This window comes from Methylobacterium sp. Leaf104 (genome assembly GCF_001422885.1).
Taxonomy (GTDB): domain Bacteria; phylum Pseudomonadota; class Alphaproteobacteria; order Rhizobiales; family Beijerinckiaceae; genus Methylobacterium.
Genome location: NZ_LMMZ01000038.1, coordinates 72,499 through 90,490, shown reverse-complemented (window position 1 = coordinate 90,490; position 17,992 = coordinate 72,499). Strand labels below are relative to the sequence as shown.

At 71.4% G+C, this 17,992-nt stretch carries 13 protein-coding genes; 5 read left to right on the top strand and 8 right to left on the bottom strand.

All coding sequences use genetic code 11. The annotated features are described in order from the left end of the window. Positions 1–316: 316 nt before the first annotated feature. A complete protein-coding gene (gene cysS, locus ASF49_RS18900; protein WP_056476615.1) occupies positions 317–1,696 on the top strand; it encodes a cysteine--tRNA ligase in 1,380 nt (459 codons plus the stop codon). A gap of 31 nt (positions 1,697–1,727) precedes the next feature. On the opposite strand, the gene ASF49_RS18895 is transcribed toward cysS, so the two are convergent. Further along, positions 1,728–2,330 (bottom strand): TIGR00730 family Rossman fold protein, encoded by a 603-nt coding sequence (locus ASF49_RS18895; RefSeq protein WP_056476611.1) that lies wholly within the window; start codon positions 2,328–2,330, stop codon positions 1,728–1,730. 221 nt (positions 2,331–2,551) lie between these two features. On the opposite strand from ASF49_RS18895, the gene ASF49_RS18890 reads away from it, so the two are divergent. Beyond that, positions 2,552–4,138, top strand: a complete 1,587-nt coding sequence (locus ASF49_RS18890; protein ID WP_056476608.1) for a LysM peptidoglycan-binding domain-containing protein — start codon at positions 2,552–2,554, stop codon at positions 4,136–4,138. Between the two features lie 10 nt (positions 4,139–4,148). Here the strand turns inward: ASF49_RS18890 and ASF49_RS18885 are convergent, their stop codons facing one another. The 4 genes from ASF49_RS18885 to ASF49_RS18870 form a co-directional block, all read right to left on the bottom strand. Beyond that, positions 4,149–6,077, bottom strand: a complete 1,929-nt coding sequence (locus tag ASF49_RS18885; protein ID WP_056476604.1) for an ABCB family ABC transporter ATP-binding protein/permease — start codon at positions 6,075–6,077, stop codon at positions 4,149–4,151. 121 nt (positions 6,078–6,198) lie between these two features. Next, entirely contained in the window at positions 6,199–7,566 is a 1,368-nt protein-coding gene (gene gltX / locus ASF49_RS18880; RefSeq protein WP_056476602.1) for a glutamate--tRNA ligase, read from the bottom strand. 56 nt (positions 7,567–7,622) lie between these two features. Beyond that, complete coding sequence (locus ASF49_RS18875) at positions 7,623–8,762, bottom strand: complex I NDUFA9 subunit family protein (protein ID WP_056476599.1); 1,140 nt, start codon at positions 8,760–8,762, stop codon at positions 7,623–7,625. Positions 8,763–8,930: 168 nt separating this feature from the next. Then, on the bottom strand, positions 8,931–9,647 hold the full coding sequence (locus ASF49_RS18870) for a sulfate transporter family protein (protein ID WP_056476597.1): 717 nt from the start codon (positions 9,645–9,647) through the stop codon (positions 8,931–8,933). Between the two features lie 318 nt (positions 9,648–9,965). On the opposite strand from ASF49_RS18870, the gene ASF49_RS18865 reads away from it, so the two are divergent. Further along, positions 9,966–11,270 (top strand): flavin monoamine oxidase family protein, encoded by a 1,305-nt coding sequence (locus tag ASF49_RS18865; RefSeq protein ID WP_056476594.1) that lies wholly within the window; start codon positions 9,966–9,968, stop codon positions 11,268–11,270. A gap of 6 nt (positions 11,271–11,276) precedes the next feature. Here ASF49_RS18865 and ASF49_RS18860 read toward each other — a convergent pair whose 3' ends face one another. From ASF49_RS18860 to ASF49_RS18850, 3 genes are all read right to left on the bottom strand, one after another. Then, complete coding sequence (locus tag ASF49_RS18860; protein ID WP_056476592.1) at positions 11,277–13,763, bottom strand: putative bifunctional diguanylate cyclase/phosphodiesterase; 2,487 nt, start codon at positions 13,761–13,763, stop codon at positions 11,277–11,279. A 302-nt stretch (positions 13,764–14,065) separates the two neighbouring features. Beyond that, positions 14,066–14,641, bottom strand: coding sequence for a PilZ domain-containing protein (locus ASF49_RS18855; RefSeq protein WP_056476586.1), 576 nt, complete (start codon positions 14,639–14,641; stop codon positions 14,066–14,068). Between the two features lie 159 nt (positions 14,642–14,800). Then, entirely contained in the window at positions 14,801–15,676 is an 876-nt protein-coding gene (locus ASF49_RS18850; protein WP_082511411.1) for a cell envelope integrity EipB family protein, read from the bottom strand. A gap of 175 nt (positions 15,677–15,851) precedes the next feature. On the opposite strand from ASF49_RS18850, the gene ASF49_RS18845 reads away from it, so the two are divergent. Both ASF49_RS18845 and ASF49_RS18840 read left to right on the top strand, forming a co-directional pair. Then, positions 15,852–16,355 carry an OsmC family protein gene (locus ASF49_RS18845; RefSeq protein ID WP_056476583.1) on the top strand — a complete coding sequence of 168 codons (504 nt, stop codon included), beginning with the start codon at positions 15,852–15,854 and terminating at the stop codon, positions 16,353–16,355. Positions 16,356–16,426: 71 nt separating this feature from the next. Then, on the top strand, positions 16,427–17,971 hold the full coding sequence (locus ASF49_RS18840; protein WP_056476579.1) for a cation:proton antiporter: 1,545 nt from the start codon (positions 16,427–16,429) through the stop codon (positions 17,969–17,971). Positions 17,972–17,992: the final 21 nt, after the last annotated feature.

The window sequence follows — 17,992 nt, the reverse complement described above, 5'->3', positions numbered from 1 at the left end:
CTGATGTCGGAAGCGTATGGGGCGAAAATCTCACGGCACCAGGTTAACAAACCCTTTCGCCGCTCCGTGGTTTTCGAGGCAGCCGGTTCCGGAAGGGTGCCGGTCCGGCGTCGTTCTCGAATTGCTCATGGTTTTGGGGTAGCCCAGGACGGGCGGCGCGACCGTCGCCTTCGCGCAACAGGACCCTGAGCGGAACGCGGCAACGATGTGGCGGGCGGTTGGGTGCGTTGCGGCAAAAGCCGCGTAAAACCAACGCGGTGCGGCGGTTCAGGGGCGGACGGGCACGGATGGAGGCCCGGGACGTAAGGAAAGTTTCATGGCCTCGATGTTGCGGCTCTACAACACGCTGACCCGCGAGAAGGCCGCGTTCGCGCCGATCGATCCGACGAACGTGCGGATGTATGCCTGCGGCCCGACGGTCTACGACGCGGCGCATATCGGCAATGCCCGGCCGATCATCGTCTTCGACCTGCTGTTCCGCCTGCTGCGCCACCTCTACGGAGCGCCCCACGTCGCCTACGCGCGAAACGTCACGGACGTGGACGACAAGATCAACGCCCGCGCCGCCGAACGCGGGATCAGCATCCGCGAACTCACCGACGGCACCCTGAAGGCCTTCCACGCCGACATCCGCGAACTCGGCGTGCTGATGCCGGAGGACGTCAACGTGCCGGGCGAGCGGCCGCGCTTCGTCGAGCCGCGGGCGACCGACCACATCGCCGAGATGCACACCATCATCGCCGGTCTGGTGGATCGCGGCCACGCCTACGTGGCGGACGGCCACGTGCTGTTCGACGTGCCCTCGATGCCCGATTACGGCGCTCTCTCGAAGCGTCCCCTCGACGAGATGGAGGCGGGGGCCCGCGTCGAGGTCGCGCCCTACAAGCGCTCGCCCCTCGACTTCGTGCTGTGGAAGCCCTCGAAGGCCGGCGAGCCGTCCTGGCCCTCCCCCTGCGGAATCGCGGAACCGGGCCGGCCGGGCTGGCACATCGAGTGCTCGGCGATGTCCTGGAAGCATCTCGGCGAGCGCTTCGACATCCATGCCGGCGGCATCGACCTCATCTTCCCCCACCACGAGAACGAGGTCGCGCAGTCGCGCTGCTGCTTCGGCACCGACGTGATGGCCGACGTCTGGCTCCACAACGGCTTCCTCCAGGTGGAGGGGGAGAAGATGTCGAAGTCGCTCGGCAACTTCATCACCATCCGCGACGTGCTGAAGGACTGGCCCGGCGAGGTGGCCCGTCTCGCCATGCTGAAGACCCATTACCGCCAGCCGATCGACTGGACCCTGCGCGGCCTGGAGGAGGCGGCCCGGATGCTCGACCGCTGGTACGGGACCGTCGGCGACGCGGACGCATCCGACACGATCCCGGAAGGCGTGCGGGAGCCGCTCCTCGACGACCTCAACACCGCTGCGGCGCTCGCCGAGTTGCACCGCCTCGACGACCCGGCGGCGCTGAAGGCCGGGGCCAACCTTCTCGGCCTGCTCGCCCAGACGAAGTCGGCCCGCGATCGTGGCACGATCCGGGCGGCCGGCATCGACGTCGCGCGGGTCGAGACGCTGGTCGCGGCCCGCCGCGCGGCCCGGGCCGCCAAGGACTGGGCCGCCTCGGACCGGATCCGCGACGAGTTGCTGGGGATGGGTGTCGCCGTGAAGGACGGCAAGGACGGAACGACCTGGAGCGTGGCGACCTGAGTCGGGCCGCCGCGAACGGGAGCGTGCTGCCCTAGAACCGCTCCGCCACCAGGGCCTCCGCGGCGGGGGCCGGCGCGACCGATCCGGCCGCGTCGCGCAGGAGGCCGACCACGTCGGCCGCCTCGATGGCCACGAGATAGCTCAAGTCGAGCCCCTCGCGGATAAAGCCCTGGGCCCGCATGTGGTCGAGGAGCGTCAGGAGCGGCGTCCAGAAATCCGCCACCGAGAGCAGCAGGATCGGCTTGTTGTGCTGGCCGAGCTGCGCCCAGGTCAGCTGCTCCACCAGCTCCTCCAGGGTGCCGATGCCGCCCGGCAGGGCCACGAAGGCGTCGGAGCGCTCGAACATCAGCCGCTTGCGGGTGTGCATGTCCTCCACGACGATGGTCTCCTGGATCTCGTCGAGCATGCGCTCGCGCGACTTCAGGAAGTCGGGGATGATGCCGGTGACGTGGCCGCCATTCTCGAGGACCGCGCGCGCGACCGTGCCCATCAGGCCGACATTGCCGCCGCCGTAGACGAGGCCGATCCCGGCCTCCGCCAGGGCCTTGCCGAGGGTGACGGCGGCAGCCGTGAAGGCCGGATCGCCGCCGAAGCCAGAGCCGCAATAGACACAGACCGTCCTTACCGGAACCATGCCGGGCCTCCCTGATGCGGCGCGACCAGGGCCAGCGCATCCCTGTCCACGAGCCAAACTGCTGATTTTACGGAAGATCCGGCCGTGATGCGGCAGGTGTGATTTGGTGATCCGGTCATGTTCGCTAATATGTCGCCATCAATCGCCGGTTTGTCGACGGGCCCGATCCCGCGGCGATGGAATTTCGGCCGCCGTGCCGGTGGACGAAGGAGTGGCGTGTCATGAGGGCGGAGTTGCGACGGAGCATCTTCCTCGCCTGCGTGGGTCTCCTGGCGGGCTTTGCCCTGGTGGTCACCCTCTACGGCGCGGGCACCCTGTTCAGGCGCGGCCTCGGCGCCCCGGTCGGCCTCGGGTCGACCGAGGAGAGCGGCCCATCCGCAGCCAAGCTCTCCGCAGGCGCCGCCGACCCGAACGGCTCCGCCCGGCGGGACGCGGTTCCCGAGGAGGGGGCGACACCGGCGGGAAAGCCCCTGGCGGCCCTGGGGGCGGCCCAGCCGCCGGCGCGGGCCGCTGGCAGCCCAGCGGGCAGCGAAGCGCCGACCTTCGACATCATCCGGATCGAACCCAGTGGCGAGGCCGTGATCGCCGGGCGGGCCGCGCCCAACACCACCGTCGAGCTGCTGCGCGACAACGAGCCGATTGCCCATGCGCTCGTCGATCCTTCCGGCCAGTTCGCCATCGTGCCCCCGGTCCTGCCCTCCGGCAACAGTGAGATCACCCTGCGGGCGCTCGGCGCGGACGGTCAGGTTCGCGTCTCGCGCGACAGCGTGGCGGTGGTGGTTTCGCCCCATCGCAATGCCAAGCCCCTCATCGCCCTGACCTCCCCCGACAAGCCCACCATCGTGCTCTCGCAGCCTGATCCGGCCCCCACGCCCCCGGGAACCGATGTCGCCGACGCGGGCAAAACCGATCCGGACAAGGCCGGCAAGGTCGATGGCGGGCTCGCAACGAACATGCCCGGCGCGCGCGTTCCTGCGGGATCGGCCGGCCCGGCCTCGTCGGCGGAGGGCGCCGCCAAGGCCGATGCGGACCGCACCGGGCCGGTGAAGATCGTCAGCGTCGAGGCGGAGGAAGGCGGCCGGCTCTACGTCACGAGCCAGGCCGCGCCCGGAGCCACCGTGCGGCTCTACCTGAACGACGCCCTGGTGGCGCCGGGAAGCGCGGGCGCCGACGGGCGCGTGGCCTTCACCATCGGGCGCGGTGTCCGGCCGGGCGACTACAAGGTCCGGGTGGATCAGGTCGATCCCGTCTCCGGCAAGGTGAAGACCCGCTCCGAGGTGGCCTTCAACGTGCCGGTCACCGTGGCCAAGCCATCGGCCCCCGGGGTGGTCCGGCCGTCGGAGGGCGGCGCGGTCCTCGCCCAGGGCAGCCCGCCGCCGGTCGCGGCCGGCCCGCGCCCGGTCGCCCGCGCGGGAACGTCCGAGAACCCGGCCGCCCTGCCCGCGGCGGCGCAGCCCCGAACGCCGGCTCCGCAGCCCCCGGCCGCACTCGGGTCCGCGAACCCCGAGGCCGGAACACCGCGGGCCGCCCCGCCCGCGCAGGCGGACGCGACGCAGGGTCAGGCCCCTGTGCCGACGGACCGGGGCCCCACCGTCTTCGTTCCGGAGATCGGAACCGCGAAGATCATCCGCGGCGACAGCCTGTGGCAGATCAGCCGGCGCATCTACGGCAAGGGCACCCGCTACACGGTGATCTTCGACGCCAACCAGCCGCAGATCCGCAACCCGGACCTGATCTATCCGGGCCAGATCTTCGTCCTGCCCACCGACGGCACCGCGGCGGTGCCGCAGGCCGACAGGCGGGGTTGAGGCGCCGAGCCTATTCGGCGGGTACGCGCTCCGGCACCAAAGCCGGCCGCTCCTTGGGCACCGGCAGGGCCGCCTCGCTGCGCTGGAGAATCTCCAGGGCGGCATCGGCCTCGCGCTGACGGCTCCACATCGCGGCGTAGACGCCGTCGTGCTCCAGCAGGGTGGCGTGGTCGCCGCGCTCGACGATGACGCCCTTGTCGAGGACGATGATCTCGTCGGCCTTGACCACCGTGGAGAGGCGGTGGGCGATGACGAGGGTGGTGCGGCCCTGGCTCACGGTGTCGAGGGCGTCCTGGATCTCGCGCTCGGTGAAGGAATCGAGGGCCGAGGTCGCCTCGTCGAGGACGAGGATCGGCGGTCCCTTCAGGATGGTGCGGGCGATGGCCACGCGCTGCTTCTCGCCGCCCGAGAGCTTCAAGCCGCGCTCGCCCACCGGCGTGTCGTAACCCTCCGGCAGGGCGGAGATGAAGCGGTCGATCTGCGCGAGCGACGCGGCGGCGCGCACCTCCGCCGGGGTGGCGTCCCAGCGGCCGTAGCGGATGTTGTAGCCGATGGTGTCGTTGAACAGGACCGTGTCCTGCGGCACCATGCCGATGGCCGCCCGCAGGCTGGCCTGCCGGACCCGCGCGATGTCCTGGCCGTCGACGAGGATGCGCCCGCTCTGCGGCTCGTAGAACCGGAACAGCAGGCGCGACAGGGTCGACTTGCCCGCCCCCGAGGGACCGACGATGGCGACCGTCCGGCCCGCCGGCACCTCGAAGCTGACGCCCTTGAGGATGGGCCGGGCCGGATCATAGGCGAAGCGCACGTCTTCGAACCGCACCACGCCGTCCGAGACGGCGAGCGGCAGCGCATCCGGCCGATCGGCGATCTCCGGGTTGCGGTGCAGGATCTGGAACATGTCGTCGATGTCGATCAGCGCCTGTTTGATCTCGCGGTAGATCATGCCCATGAAGTTGAGCGGCATCGAGAGCTGCACCAGCATGGTGTTGACCAGCACGAAGCCGCCGAGCGTGGTGCGCCCGGCCATGATGTCCGTCGCGGCCAGCCACATCACGATGGTCATGCCCACCGTGAAGATCGCCGCCTGACCGGCGTTGAGGATCGCCAGCGAGACGTAGGTCTGCGTCGAGGCCTTCTCGTACTTGGCCATCGAGACGTCGTAGCGCTCCGCCTCCCGCAGCTCTGCGCCGAAGTACTTCACCGTCTCGAAATTCAGCAGCGAATCGACGGCCTTGGTGTTGGCGTCGGTGTCGGAGGCGTTCATCCGCCGACGGATCTCGATGCGCCACTGCGTCGCCTTCCAGGTGAAGGCGAGGTAGGCGGCCACCATCACGAACACGACCACCGAGTAGATCCAGTCGAACTCGTAGGCGAGCACCCCGATGACGAGAAGGAATTCGACGATCGTCGGCACCAGGGTCAGCACCATCAGGCGCGAGAGCTCCTCGATGCCGCCGCGCCCGCGCTCCAGCACGCGGGTCAGGCCGCCGGTCTTGCGCTCGAGGTGGAAGCGCAGGGAGAGCCGGTGCATGTGCTCGAAGGTCTGCAGCGCCAGGCGGCGCACGGCATGCATCGCCACCTTGGCGAACAGCCCGTCGCGCACCTGCGTCAGCCCCGCCATCAGGATGCGGGACAGGCCGTAGAGCCCGATCAGCAGCATCGGGGCGGCGAGCAGGCCCGTTGGCACGGCCGCGCCCGGCTTGGCATCGGTCATCGCCACCAGGGCGTCGGTGGCCCATTTGAAGGTGAAGGGCGTCACCATCGTCACGAACTTGGCGACGATCAGCAGGCCGAAGGCGAGGAAGACGCGCCGCTGCAGGTCGGGCCGGCCGTGGGGCCAGAGATAGGGCCAGAGGCGGCGGTAGGTGGCGACGAGGCCGGGACGCGCAGGCGGCGCGTCCGCGACCGGTGCCGCCGGTGCGGGGTCGGTGCTCATTCGAATCTGGGGTTCGGGATTAAATCGGCGTCGAGCCCGCATATAGGCGTGCCGCCCGCCCGGCGACAGTCACCGATGCCGAGGGGGCGGGTCTGCATGCGCCGCAGAGAGAGAGAGGCTCTCAGACCTCTCCCGCCAGCCGGCGCAGCACCGCGTCCCGCCCGATCAGCGGCAGAAGGCCGGCGAGGTCCGGCCCGTGCTCGAGACCCGTCAGAGCGAGGCGAAGCGGCATGAACAGCGCCTTGCCCTTGGCCCCGGTGCTCGCCTTCACCGCGCCCGTCCAGGCTTTCCAGGTCTCGGCGTCCCAGGGCTCGACCGGCAGGAGCGCGGCGGCGGCCCCGATGAAGACCGGATCGGCGATGACCGGGGCTACGGGCCCGGTGACCACGCGCCACCAGTCTCCCGCCTCCGAGACCTTGGCGAGGTTGGGCCGTACCGCCTCCCAGAAGGCTTCGGCGCGCCCGGACGCGATTCCTTGCGCCGCGAGGCGGTCGGCGACCGCCGCGTAGGGCATGGCGTGGACGAGGCGGGCGTTGAGCCCGTCGAGCTCCTGCGGGTCGAACTTCGCCGGCGCCCGCGAGATCTGCGCCAGGTCCACGAGGCCGGCGAGTTCGTCGAGGCCCGCCACGGCGCGGACGGATTCCGCCGAGCCGGTGAGGACCGCCAGCGAGCGCACCGCGCCCGGCTCGTAACCGGCCTCGCGCAGCCCCCGGAGCGACAGGTGGCCGAGGCGCTTCGAGAGCCCCTCCCCGTCCACGGTGGTCAGGAGATTGTGGTGGCCGAAGACCGGGATCGCGCTGCCGAGCGCCTCGAAGATCTGCACCTGCACGCCGGTGTTGGTGACGTGGTCCTCGCCGCGGATGACGTGGGTGATGCCCATCTCGGCGTCGTCAACCACGGAAGGCAGGGTGTAGAGGTAGCTGCCGTCGGCGCGGATCAGCACCGGATCGGAGAGCGAGGCGCAATCGACATGGGCCTCGCCCCGCACGAGGTCGTTCCAGGCCACGGTGCGGGCGTCGAGCTTGAAGCGCCAATGGGGGTTACGCCCCTCCGCCTCCAGGGCGGCGCGCTCGGCCTCCGTGAGGGTCAGGGCGGCGCGATCGTAGATCGGCGGCTGGCCGCGCCCGAGCTGGCGCCGGCGCCGGCGCTCCAGCTCTTCCTGCGTCTCGTAGCAGGGATAGAGCCGGCCCATCGCCTTCAGCCGCGCCGCGGCCGCGTCGTGGATCGCCACCCGGTCGGATTGCCGGGCGAACAGGTCGGGCACGATCCCGAGCCAGGCGAGGTCCTCGGACACGGCCTCGGCGAAGGCTTCCGTCGAGCGCTCCCGATCGGTGTCGTCGAGGCGGAGCAGGAAGCGCCCGCCCCGCGCCCGGGCGAACAGCGCGTTGAGGAGCGCCGGTCGGGCATTGCCGATGTGCAGGTAGCCGGTGGGCGATGGCGCGAAGCGCACCAGGGGTGCGCCGGCATGGGACGGAGAGGCCTGAGTCATGGGCGCCCTCTAGACCATTTCGCCGGCCCTGAGGACTCCGGTGACGCGGGGAGGCCTCAGCCGCGGGTGCCCCAGCGGACGCCCATGCGGCTCGGCGCGTTCGAATCCGGGCCGAGAGCCGGTCCGCTGCCGCTGCGCGGCACGAAGGGCTTCGGGGCCAGGGTCTCGGGGACCGCGCTCTCGAACTCCTGCACCTTCGAGAACTGCCCCGCCTTGCGGAAGCGCCACAGGTAGCCCGGCACCACCGCCTCCATGGCCGTGGGCTGCAGGCCGATGCCCTCCAGGGTGCGTCCCTCCGCCCTGGCCGCCTCGGAGACGACGTTGTCGTTCTGGAGCAGGGTGACCTGGTCGCGGGTGAGCTTGAGGCTGTCCGGCAGGAGGCCGAGGGTGAGGGTGTCGACCACTTCGAGGGCGCGGGCCTGGAGCAGGGCCGCGGGCTGCGGCAGGCCCAGGACCATGCGCTTGCGCATCGTCACCTTGAGCATGTAGCGCACCAGCGCCTCGAGGGTTTCGACCTCGGGGCCGCCGAGTTCGTAGACCTTGCCGGCGGGCACGTGGCCCTCCACGGCGCGGGCCACCGCCTCGGCCACGTCGGCGACGTAGACGGGCTGGAAACGGGACTCGGCGCCGGCCAGCGGCAGCACCGGCAGGGCGCGGGCCAGGGCGGCGAAGCGGTTGAAGAAGCTGTCGCCGGGGCCGAACACCAGCGAGGGCCGCAGGATCACGTGAGGGCCGCCGGCCGCGGCGACCCGGGCCTCGCCCAGGGCCTTGGTGCGGGCATATTGCGAGGGCGAGTTGGCGTCGGCGCCGATGGCCGAGACGTGGACCAGGGGCGCGCCGACGGCCGCGGCCGCCCGGGCGATCTCGCCCGCGCCCTCGGCCTGCAGTTGCGAGAAGTTCTGCTTGCCGGTCTCCTGCAGGATGCCCACGAGGTTGACGACGATGTCGGCCCCCTGGACCGCCCGGGCGATCGACTCGGGGTAGCGCAGGTTGGCCTGCACGGCGACGATCTGGCCGACCTTGCCGAGGGGCTGCAGGAACAGGGCGAGGTCGGGCCGGCGCACGGCCACCCGGATCCGGTAGCCGCGCTTGGCCAGGGCCCGCACCACGTGGCGCCCGAGGAAGCCCGACCCGCCGAACACGGTGACGAGTTGCGAGGCGGGGCGGGTCAGGGGGAGGGTCTCGAAGCCGGTCATCGCTCGTGCGTCTCGAAAAGCGGCCCCCGCGCCCGTCCGATTCCCCTGCGGGGCATCGATCGGCGCCGGTCCTTGAGCCTGGTGCAGCGTATCTAGACCACTTCCCCGCCAGACGGGAGGCCGCCCGGTGAAATTCGGACCCGGCTGTTCCGGGAGCCGGCACGGGCCTCAGCGCAGGCGCGGCTGGGGCTCGGGTCCCGCGACCGGGGTGCGCCGGCTCAGGCCCTTGTGCACGTGCACCATCAGGGCGATGCCGAAGAGCGGGGTGACGAGGTTGAGCACCGGCACGACCATGAGGCCGGCGAGCAGCACGCCGGCGAGGAGGGTGGTGCCGCCGTAGTGGCGCCGCATGGCGCCGGCCTCGGCCATCGGCCGGAAGCGCCCGGCGGCCAGCTCGAAATACTCCCGCGACAGCAGGTAGGCGTTGGCGCCGAAGAACGCGACGAGATTGACCCCCGGCACGAAGAACAGGATCAGCGCCACGAGGTTCACCAGCAGGGCTAGGCCGGCGAAGCGCACGGCATAGAACATCGCGGTGCCCAGCGGCAGCGCGATGCCGGGCGGATCACCGGGGAAGTCCGTGCGCTCGACGATCTCGGCCGCATCGTCGAGGAAGTAGCCCGCCACCAGGATCGACACCGCCGGCATGACGTAGGCGAGGCCGACGAACAGGCCGGCTCCGGCGAAGAACACCGCCAGGGTGTCGAGGAAGGGGTAGTCCACCGAAAGGTGGTGCTGGGACAGGAACCAGTTGATCGCCCGCGTCAGCCCGAACCAGACGACGACGAGGATGCCCACGGTGAGCCCGAGGGACTTCCACAGGATCGCGCGCAAGGGGGCTGAGAACACCTGCCGGAGGGCGGCGAAGGCGGCCTGGATGAGCATACCTGGGAATCCCGTGGTCTCGAGTCGGTCCGGTCGTGAAGGGCCCGGCCTGCGTCGCCCCCGCGCGCACCGTGTCCAGAGGTTCTCGCCATAGGTTCTGGCTATGGCGCTGCGCAGGCGCAAGTGCGGGGCATCGCTGCACCCGCCCGTCCCGCGGGCCGGCGGGACGGCGATTCGCGGCCGCGACCCTGGACGCCGGGGTTTTCTCTCGTGTGACTGGCCCGTGCGACGGGATTGCGACCGGAGGCGCGGTGTCGCCCGCCGCGGCCCTCTGCTAGGTCCGTGGCCACCCATCCGACAGGAACGAGACCGTCATCCATGAGGACGTCCCGCCCCGAGCACGAACGCTGGCGCCCGAGCATCGCGCCGCGCCTGGCGCCCCTGCCCGAAGACCCGGAGGTCATCGTCGTCGGGGCTGGCGCCGCCGGCATCGCGGCGGCGCGCGCGCTGACCGAGCGCGGGATCCGGGTGGCGGTGCTGGAGGCGCGCGACCGGGTCGGCGGGCGCCTCGTCACCGCGTCCCTGCGGGGCCATGCCGTCGATCTCGGCGGCCACTGGCTGCATGCGGGGCCGATCAATCCGCTGGTGCGCCTGGCCACCGAGCGGGGCGAACCCCTGCGGGTGGCGGCGCAGGACAGCCACCTCTGGGTCGGTCGCCGGCGCGGCCGCCCGGCGGAGGCGGCGGCCCTGGACCGCGCCTTCGCGGTGGCCGACCGGGCGATGAGCACCCAGGCGGGCTGGGCGGGACCGGACCGGCCGGCCGCCACAGCCCTGCCGCCGGGCCTCGGGCCCTGGGGCCGGCGGGTGGAGCGGGTCCACGGCCTGGTCTCCGGGCAGTCGCTCGCCCGCGTCTCGCTCCAGGACTTTCCGAGCATGGAGTACGGCGACAACCGCTTCATCGCCGGCGGCTACGGCGGCTACCTCGCCCGCCTCGCCCAGGGGCTGCCGATCGCCCTCGGGACGCCGGTCACCGGCATCGACTGGTCGGGCGCGGGTGCGCGGGTGCGGACGGGATCCCGGAGCTACGCAGCCCGGGCCGTCGTCGTCACCATCCCCACCATGGTGCTGCGGGCCACGCCCCTCTTCACGCCCGCCCTCCCCCCGGAGGTCGCGGACGCGATCACGGGATTCGCCACCGGCATCTACGAGCACGCGGTGCTGCACTGGCCGTCCTGCCCGTTCCGCGGGGCGGACCGGCTCGCCAGCCTCGTCGGCGAACGCGAGGCGAGCCCGGGCCTCCTCACCCGGATCGACGGCACGCCCTTCCACTTCTTCGAGCTCGACGCGCCCATGGCCGCCGCCCTCGATGCCCGCCGGGCCGGGCCGGACGGGGTCCGCCGCCTGGTCCGGGCGACGCTCGTCGCGCATTTCGGCACCCGTGCCCTGCACGACCTCACCATCCCGGCGGTGAGCGCGTGGCGCCACGACCCCTGGGCGCGCGGGTCCTGGGCCGTGGTGCCGCCCGGCCATGCCGGGGCCCGGGCGCAGCTGCGGGCTCCCGTGGCGGACCGGATCTGGTTCGCCGGGGAGGCCCTGTCGCGCCTGCAATGGGGCACGGCGGGCGGCGCCTATGAGGAGGGCACGCGGGCGGGCGCGGCGGTGGCCGGCCGCTTGCGCGGCTAGGCCGCCTCAGGGGGTCGCCCGGCGGAACGTCACCGGCAGGAGCGGGAAGATCTCGCCGAAGCGCGTCGGGAGGGTGGCGATGAGCTGCGCGATCTCGTTCGCCGGCCGCGCCGGGCTGAAGAGGAAGCCCTGGATGTCGTCGCAGCGGCTCGCCTTGAGCATCTGCGCCTGCTCCACCGTCTCGACCCCCTCGGCCGTGACGGTGATTGCGAGCTTGTGCGCCAGGGTCAGGATCGCCTCGATGATCGCTTGGCACTCGGGTCGGCTGTCCATGTCCTTGATGAAGGAGCGGTCGATCTTGATCTTGTCCACGGGGAACCGGATCAGGTAGCTCAGCGACGAGTAGCCGGTACCGAAATCGTCGAGCGCCACGCGGATGCCCAGCGCGCGCAGCCCGTTGAGATTGGCGATGGTGGTGGCGTTCATCTCGAGGAACACCGACTCGGTGACCTCGATCTCCAGGCGTGCCGGCGCGAGCCCGCTGGCTTCCAGGGCCTGCGTCACGTCGGCGATGAGGTCGGTGTTCCGGAACTGGATCGGCGAGAGGTTGACCGCCAGCCGGATGTCGTCGGGCCAGCGCGCGGCCTCGCGGCAAGCCTGCATCAGGACCCAGCGGCCGATCTCGGAGATCAGGCCCGAGGCCTCGGCGACCGGCACGAAGTCGGCCGGGGAGACGGCGGTACCGGAGGCGCGGGTCCAGCGGAGCAGGGCCTCGAAGGTGCGGACCCGGCCGTCCGTCAGCCCCACGAGGGGTTGGTAGTTCAGGCTGAACTCCCCCTGCGCCACCGCCCGCTTGAGGTCGACTTCGAGTTCGCGCCGCAGGCGCATCGTGGCCTCGAGATCGGGCGCGTACACCCGGACCTTGCCGCGGCCGGTGGCCTTGGCGCGATAGAGCGCAAGGTCGGCCCTGCTGAGGAGGCCTTCGGGACTGTGGGCATCGCGCGGCGCCATCGAGAGGCCGATACTGGCGCCGATCTCCACCTGAACCCCGTCGAGGGTGTAGGGCATGCTCAGCGCCCCGATCAGGCGCCGGCCGAGGTCGATCAGCGCCTCCTCGTCCCCGCCGGCGAGGAGAATGGCGAACTCGTCACCGCCCAGGCGCGAGACCAGCGCCTCCGGTGGGACCGCGCCGGTGAGGCGCTGCGCCACCCGGACCAGCAGGACGTCGCCGAGGGCGTGGCCGAAGGTATCGTTGACGAACTTGAAGCCATCGAGATCGAGATAGAGCAGCGCACAGGGTTCGCCGGAGGCGTGCGCGCGGGCGCAGAGCTGGGTCGCCATGTCCTGGAACAGGGTGCGGTTGGCGAGGCCCGTCAGCGAATCGTAGCTCGCCAAGTAGGCGATCCGCGCCTCGGATTGGCGGGTGTCGGTGATGTCCGAGCCGACGCCACGGAAGCCCAGGAAGGTCCCGCTGCTGTCGCTGATCGGCCGGCCGCTGAGGCGCCACCAGCGCGTCAGGCCGCCGATGGTGACCTCGACCACCCGCTCGCGGAAGACCTTGCGCTCGGCCACGAGGGTGAGGATCTCGGCGATCTCGGGCGTCATCGGCCGGGGCTTGCAGGTGCCGAGAAAGAGTGCCGCGAACGGCGCCTGATGCAGGGCGCCCGGAGGTTCGCCCGCCACTTGGCCGATGCGCTCGGAGACGTGCTGCAGCCGTCCCTCGGTATCGGTCTCCCAGAGCCAGTCGCTCGTGTTCGCCTCGAAATCGTGGAGGAGCAGGCTGATCGTCTCGTTCTGCTCGCCGACCCGGACCCGGTCGATGACCCGCTGTTCCGAGAGGCGGCCCATGCGTCCGGCGGTCAGGATCACGAAGGCCGAGTAGATCCCCAGCATCGCCGCCAGCGACCAGGCGGCCGTCCCGCCGGTGAGGACGAGGGCGATCAGGCTGCCCAGAGCGATCGGCACCGCGAAGACGAGGCCGAGATGCGGCAGCGCGCCGAAGGTGTAGGTGGTGGCCATGAGGCCGGCGCAGATGGCCACCACGTACATCCGTCCCTCGGCATCCGAGTTCGGGAACAGCATCAGCGGCATGCTGCTCCAGGACATCCCCGGGATCAGAGCGAACGCGGCCGCGATCCAGTGTCCCATGCGGATGCCGGCCGGATCTGGCCGACGCAGGCGCAGGCGCTGGCGCCGCGCCGCGATCGTCGCAAGGGTGGCGGGCAGCACGATGCAGAAGAACAGGATCGACAGGTAGAGCTGTCGCGATTCGCTCCAGAACAGCAGGAGCACCGTCGCGGCGACCACCGCATGGGTCACCGCGAGATGGGGCGCGAGTTGCAGAACCTCGTCGAGGTGCCCGGCCCGGGCCTCGAGATCGTAGCGGTTCGTCGTCCCGGGCTCGGCGAGCCTCGGCCCTGGTCCGTCCGTCGGCGGCGCGGCAAGGACCGGCGACCGGACGCGGTCGGTGGACCGACGGCCCCAGGCGGCTACGGGAGCCTGCGATACGCGGGCGGCCAGGGCGGGCAGCGAGGGGACGGGCGGGCTTGACATCGGGTGCGCGGCGTTCAGCGGACCGCGCGCCGCGGATCCGGAGCGACTGGCCCGCGGGGCATCGCGCGCATCCTCGGACGTCCGACGGAGTCCTTGCGATGTCGCGGGCTCGGATTGGCCGCTGTGTCCGCCTTGCCCATCGTCACGTCCATCGGCTGATCGACCAGAGCGCAGCCTAGAAGATGTCATTTGAAAGAATCTTAATTGCAGCGCGGCTGACCATGCCAGCTGACGTTGCGCCGGGCTCGCGGAATCGCGTCGCTCCGTCAGCCCGCGGCCGGGACCTCCTTCAGTGCCCGACCTCACAGGGTGACGTGCGGTCCGAGTTCTCCGGCAGACAGGGTCTGCAGGAACGCGGCGCCGATGCCGTCTTCGAAGCAGCGGGCGACGGTGGCGGGCGTCTGGCCGAGGGTGATCCGCGTGCCCGGCTCCAGGGGGATGTCGACGCGCAGGGCGGCGCCGGAAGCCGAGACGTTGATGAGCCGGCCGGGAATGCGGGTGCCGCAGGACATGGTGACGAGGATGTCGGGCCGGTCCGGCACGAAGCGGGGATGCACGCGCTGGGGCACCTCGCCGCCATTCTGCTCGGAGGCGAGGTCGAGCATCCGGCGCACGATGACGGGGAGGGGCGCCTCGGCGCGGATCACCCGGGCGACGAAATGCTCCTTGCCGCCCTCGATGACCAGCGCCTCCAGGGAGCCGGCGTGCCGGATGCTGCAGGACAGGGCCTCGCCCGGGGACGGCACGACGGAGGACCGGAAGCGAAGTCCGGTCACGGACAGGTCGGCGGTGACGGCATAGAAGTCGGCGCGGTACCGATTCCAGCAGATGGCCGGCAGGATCAGTCTCGTCTGCGTTGCGGTGGAAGGTTCGTCCATGACCGTTCTGCGGTTGCAGGGCCATAAGAGGGCTCGGTCCCGGAAATTCCTTTACGGCGACGCTGACAATTTGAGGCAATCCGTTTCACATGCGTGCGAAGCGACCCGCCCGGCGGCGTGCGTGGAGCCCGCGGACCGGCGCCCACGCGGGCACCGCTCCTAGGGGTTGCAGTCGGCGCTCGACGGAAGGGTATCGAGGCGGGTGAGATCGCCGATCACGGCGAACTCGCCGTAGTTGAGCCGCAGCGCGCCACTGACCCCGTTCTCGTAGAGGTCGAAGCTGAGGACGTAGACCGGCGTGCGCTCGCCCTGCCCGGGAATGTAGTAGCTCAAGGTGACGGGCCAGCGCGGCACGTTCGCCATCGGTCCGTCCCGCAGCGGCTTGTCGCGCGCGGCCGCCTTGTCGGAGGCCGTCGGCGTTGGGACCTGCCGGCCGATGACCGCGAGGGTGTCGTAGACCTTGCGCCCATCGTCGGAGCCGTCGAAGACCTTGACCGAGACGGTGCTCTGCCCGTCGCGGGCAGCCTGGATCAGGCGCCGCATGTGCACCGTGGGGAACAGGACCTCGCCCGAATCCTGGAACTGGTCGCGCTTGGGCTCCTTCAGCTTGACCTTCAGCTGGTCGGAACTCGACTCGGCGGTGCCGTCCACCGCCTGGCCGGGTGTGCCGTTGAGCACCGTGCTGGTCTTGAAACGGTAGCTGCGCCCGTCCCCGCTCTCGAAGGTGGTGTTGCGCAGGTCCGAGGTGCGGCTGCCGGTCTCGCCGCTCTCCAGCACCGTCACCTGCCGGGTCTGCATCGTGTAGCCCTTGCAGGCATCCCCGGTGAAATCGATGACGATGCGCCCGCGCGCGCTCTCCACCGCCCGGGTTCCGCTGCTCTCGGCGAGGGAGAGGTCGTAGACGGCCCGGTGATTGGCGAGGGTGATCGGCGCGGCGGCCTCCGCCCCGGTCGCGAACAGGACGAGGCCGGCGGCGATGCCGGGGAAGGCCATCCGCACCATCGCGGCGGCGGCACTCACGCTGGGACGACGCATGGAGTCTCCTGACAGGGCGGGGCCGGAGGATGCGGACCCCGCCGATGCCTCCCAGATAGGGCATCCCGCGGATCCGAGCGAGGTTCGATCGGCTGCGTCCGCATTCGCCGCGCCGACGGGGCGCCCTAGATGGGTCTGCAGAAGAAGAACCGGAAGACGGGAGAAGGAAACGCCCATGGACGCCGACACCCTGCGCTCGCTCCAGGCCCCGATCAAGGACCGCTACCGCAACGCCCCGGACGCGGCCGTGGTGACCCTGCGCGCCCGGGGCAGCCTCGACGACACCGCGATCGCCTGCAAGGTCGAGACCGGGCGCGCTCTCGCGGTGGCGGGCCTGCACCCGGCCACCGGCGGCTCCGGTGCCGAGCTCTGCTCGGGCGACATGCTGCTCGAAGCCCTGGTGGCCTGCGCCGGCGTCACCCTGAAGGCGGTGGCCACCGCGATCGGCGTCGAGCTCCGGTCCGGCACGGTGAGCGCCGAGGGCGACCTCGACTTCCGCGGCACCCTGGGGGTCGACAAGGAGGCGCCCGTGGGCTTCCGCGCGATCCGCCTCGCCTTCGCCCTCGACACCGACGCTCCCCAGGACAAGCTCGACCAGCTCCTCAAGCTGACCGAGCGCTACTGCGTCGTGTTCCAGACCCTGAACCACAAGCCGGAGCTCGCCGTCACCCTCGCGTAGGGCTGGGAGGCGGTGCGGGATTCGCGCCGTAGCGAGTGATCCCGGCGCCGTCTTGGTGCGTTCCCCTCGACATGATGATTTTCCAATGGACCGTCGGCGTCCTCCTCGGCGCCGTGCTCCTGGCCGGGCTCGCCCGCCGGGCGGGCGCCCCCTATCCGGTGTTCCTGGCCCTCGGGGGAATCGGCCTCGCCTTCATCCCCGCCGTGCCCAACCTCGTCCTCGACCCGGAACTGGCGCTGGCCCTGTTCCTGGCGCCGGTGCTGCTCGACGCCGGCTACGACACCTCGGTGCGGGACCTGCGGACCCACTGGCGCCCGATCGCCGGCCTTGCCTTCGGCGCGGTGGTGGCGACGACGGCCGCCGTGGCCGTGGTGGTGAAGTGGCTCGTGCCCGACATGCCCTGGGCCGCCTGCATCGTGCTCGGCGCGGTGGTGGCGCCGCCCGACGCCGTCGCGGCGCTCTCGGTCCTGCGCCACGTCTCCCTGCCCCACCGCCTCACCACGATCCTGCGCGGCGAGAGCCTCCTCAACGATGCGGGCTCGCTGCTGATCTACCGCCTCGGCGTCACAGCAGCGGTTTCCGGCACGTTCTCGGCCGCCGAGATCGGGCCGACCTTCGTGGTCGGCATCCTCGGCAGCCTCGTGGCCGGGCCGGTCCTCGCCCTCCTCTACAGCGCCGCGACGCGCCCGGTCGCCGACGCGCCGAGCGTCATCGTGCTGCAGTTCGTGGCCGCCTTCGGGATCTGGATCGGGGCGGAGCACGTGCACCTGTCCGGGGTGCTCACCGTGGTCACCTTCGCCATCACGGTGGCGCGCATTGCCCCCGGCCATACCCCGCCGCGCACCCGCATCGTCTCCTACGCGGTCTGGGACACGGCGGTGTTCGTCCTCAACGTGCTCGCCTTCGTGCTGATCGGCCTGCAGATCGGGCCGATCCTGGAGCGCCTGACCCGGGCGCAGCAGGTCTCCTACGCGCTGGTCGGCGCGGCGGTGTTCCTCACCGTGGTGGCGGTGCGCTTCCTCTGGGTCCTGCCCACGGCCCATCTCGCCCGCCTGGGGGCCGACGGGACCGAGACCCGCGACCGCGGCCTCTCGGCCGGCATCGCGGTGTCCTGGGCGGGGATGCGCGGCATCGTCACCATCGCGACGGCGCTGGCCCTGCCCGACGGCGATCCGGGCTTTCCTTATCGCGACCTCATCGTGCTCACCGCCTTCTGCGTCATCATCGGCACGCTGACGGTGCAGGGGCTGACCCTGCGACTCCTGCTCGGCCGGCTCGGGCTGGAGGACAACGACCCCGTCGGCCGCGAGGTGGGGCATGGCCGGACGGAGGCCTACCGGGCGGCCCTCGAAACCCTGGAGGACGCGGCGGACGCACCTTCCGAGGCACTGCGCGAGGAGTTCCGCATCGCCCTGGAGCAGGCCGAGGCCCGCGATACGGGCTTCGCCTCCGAGGCTTTGCCCGCCGATGCCGCCCGCCGGCGCGCCATCGAGGCGGCGCGGGACCGGGTGCTGGCCCTGCGCCGGTCCGGCGATATCGGCGACGATGCCTACTACGTGCTGGAGGAGGAGTTTGACTGGGCCGAGATGAATGCGACGCCCCGGGCCGAGACCTGAGGCGCGCCAAAGCCCGACGCC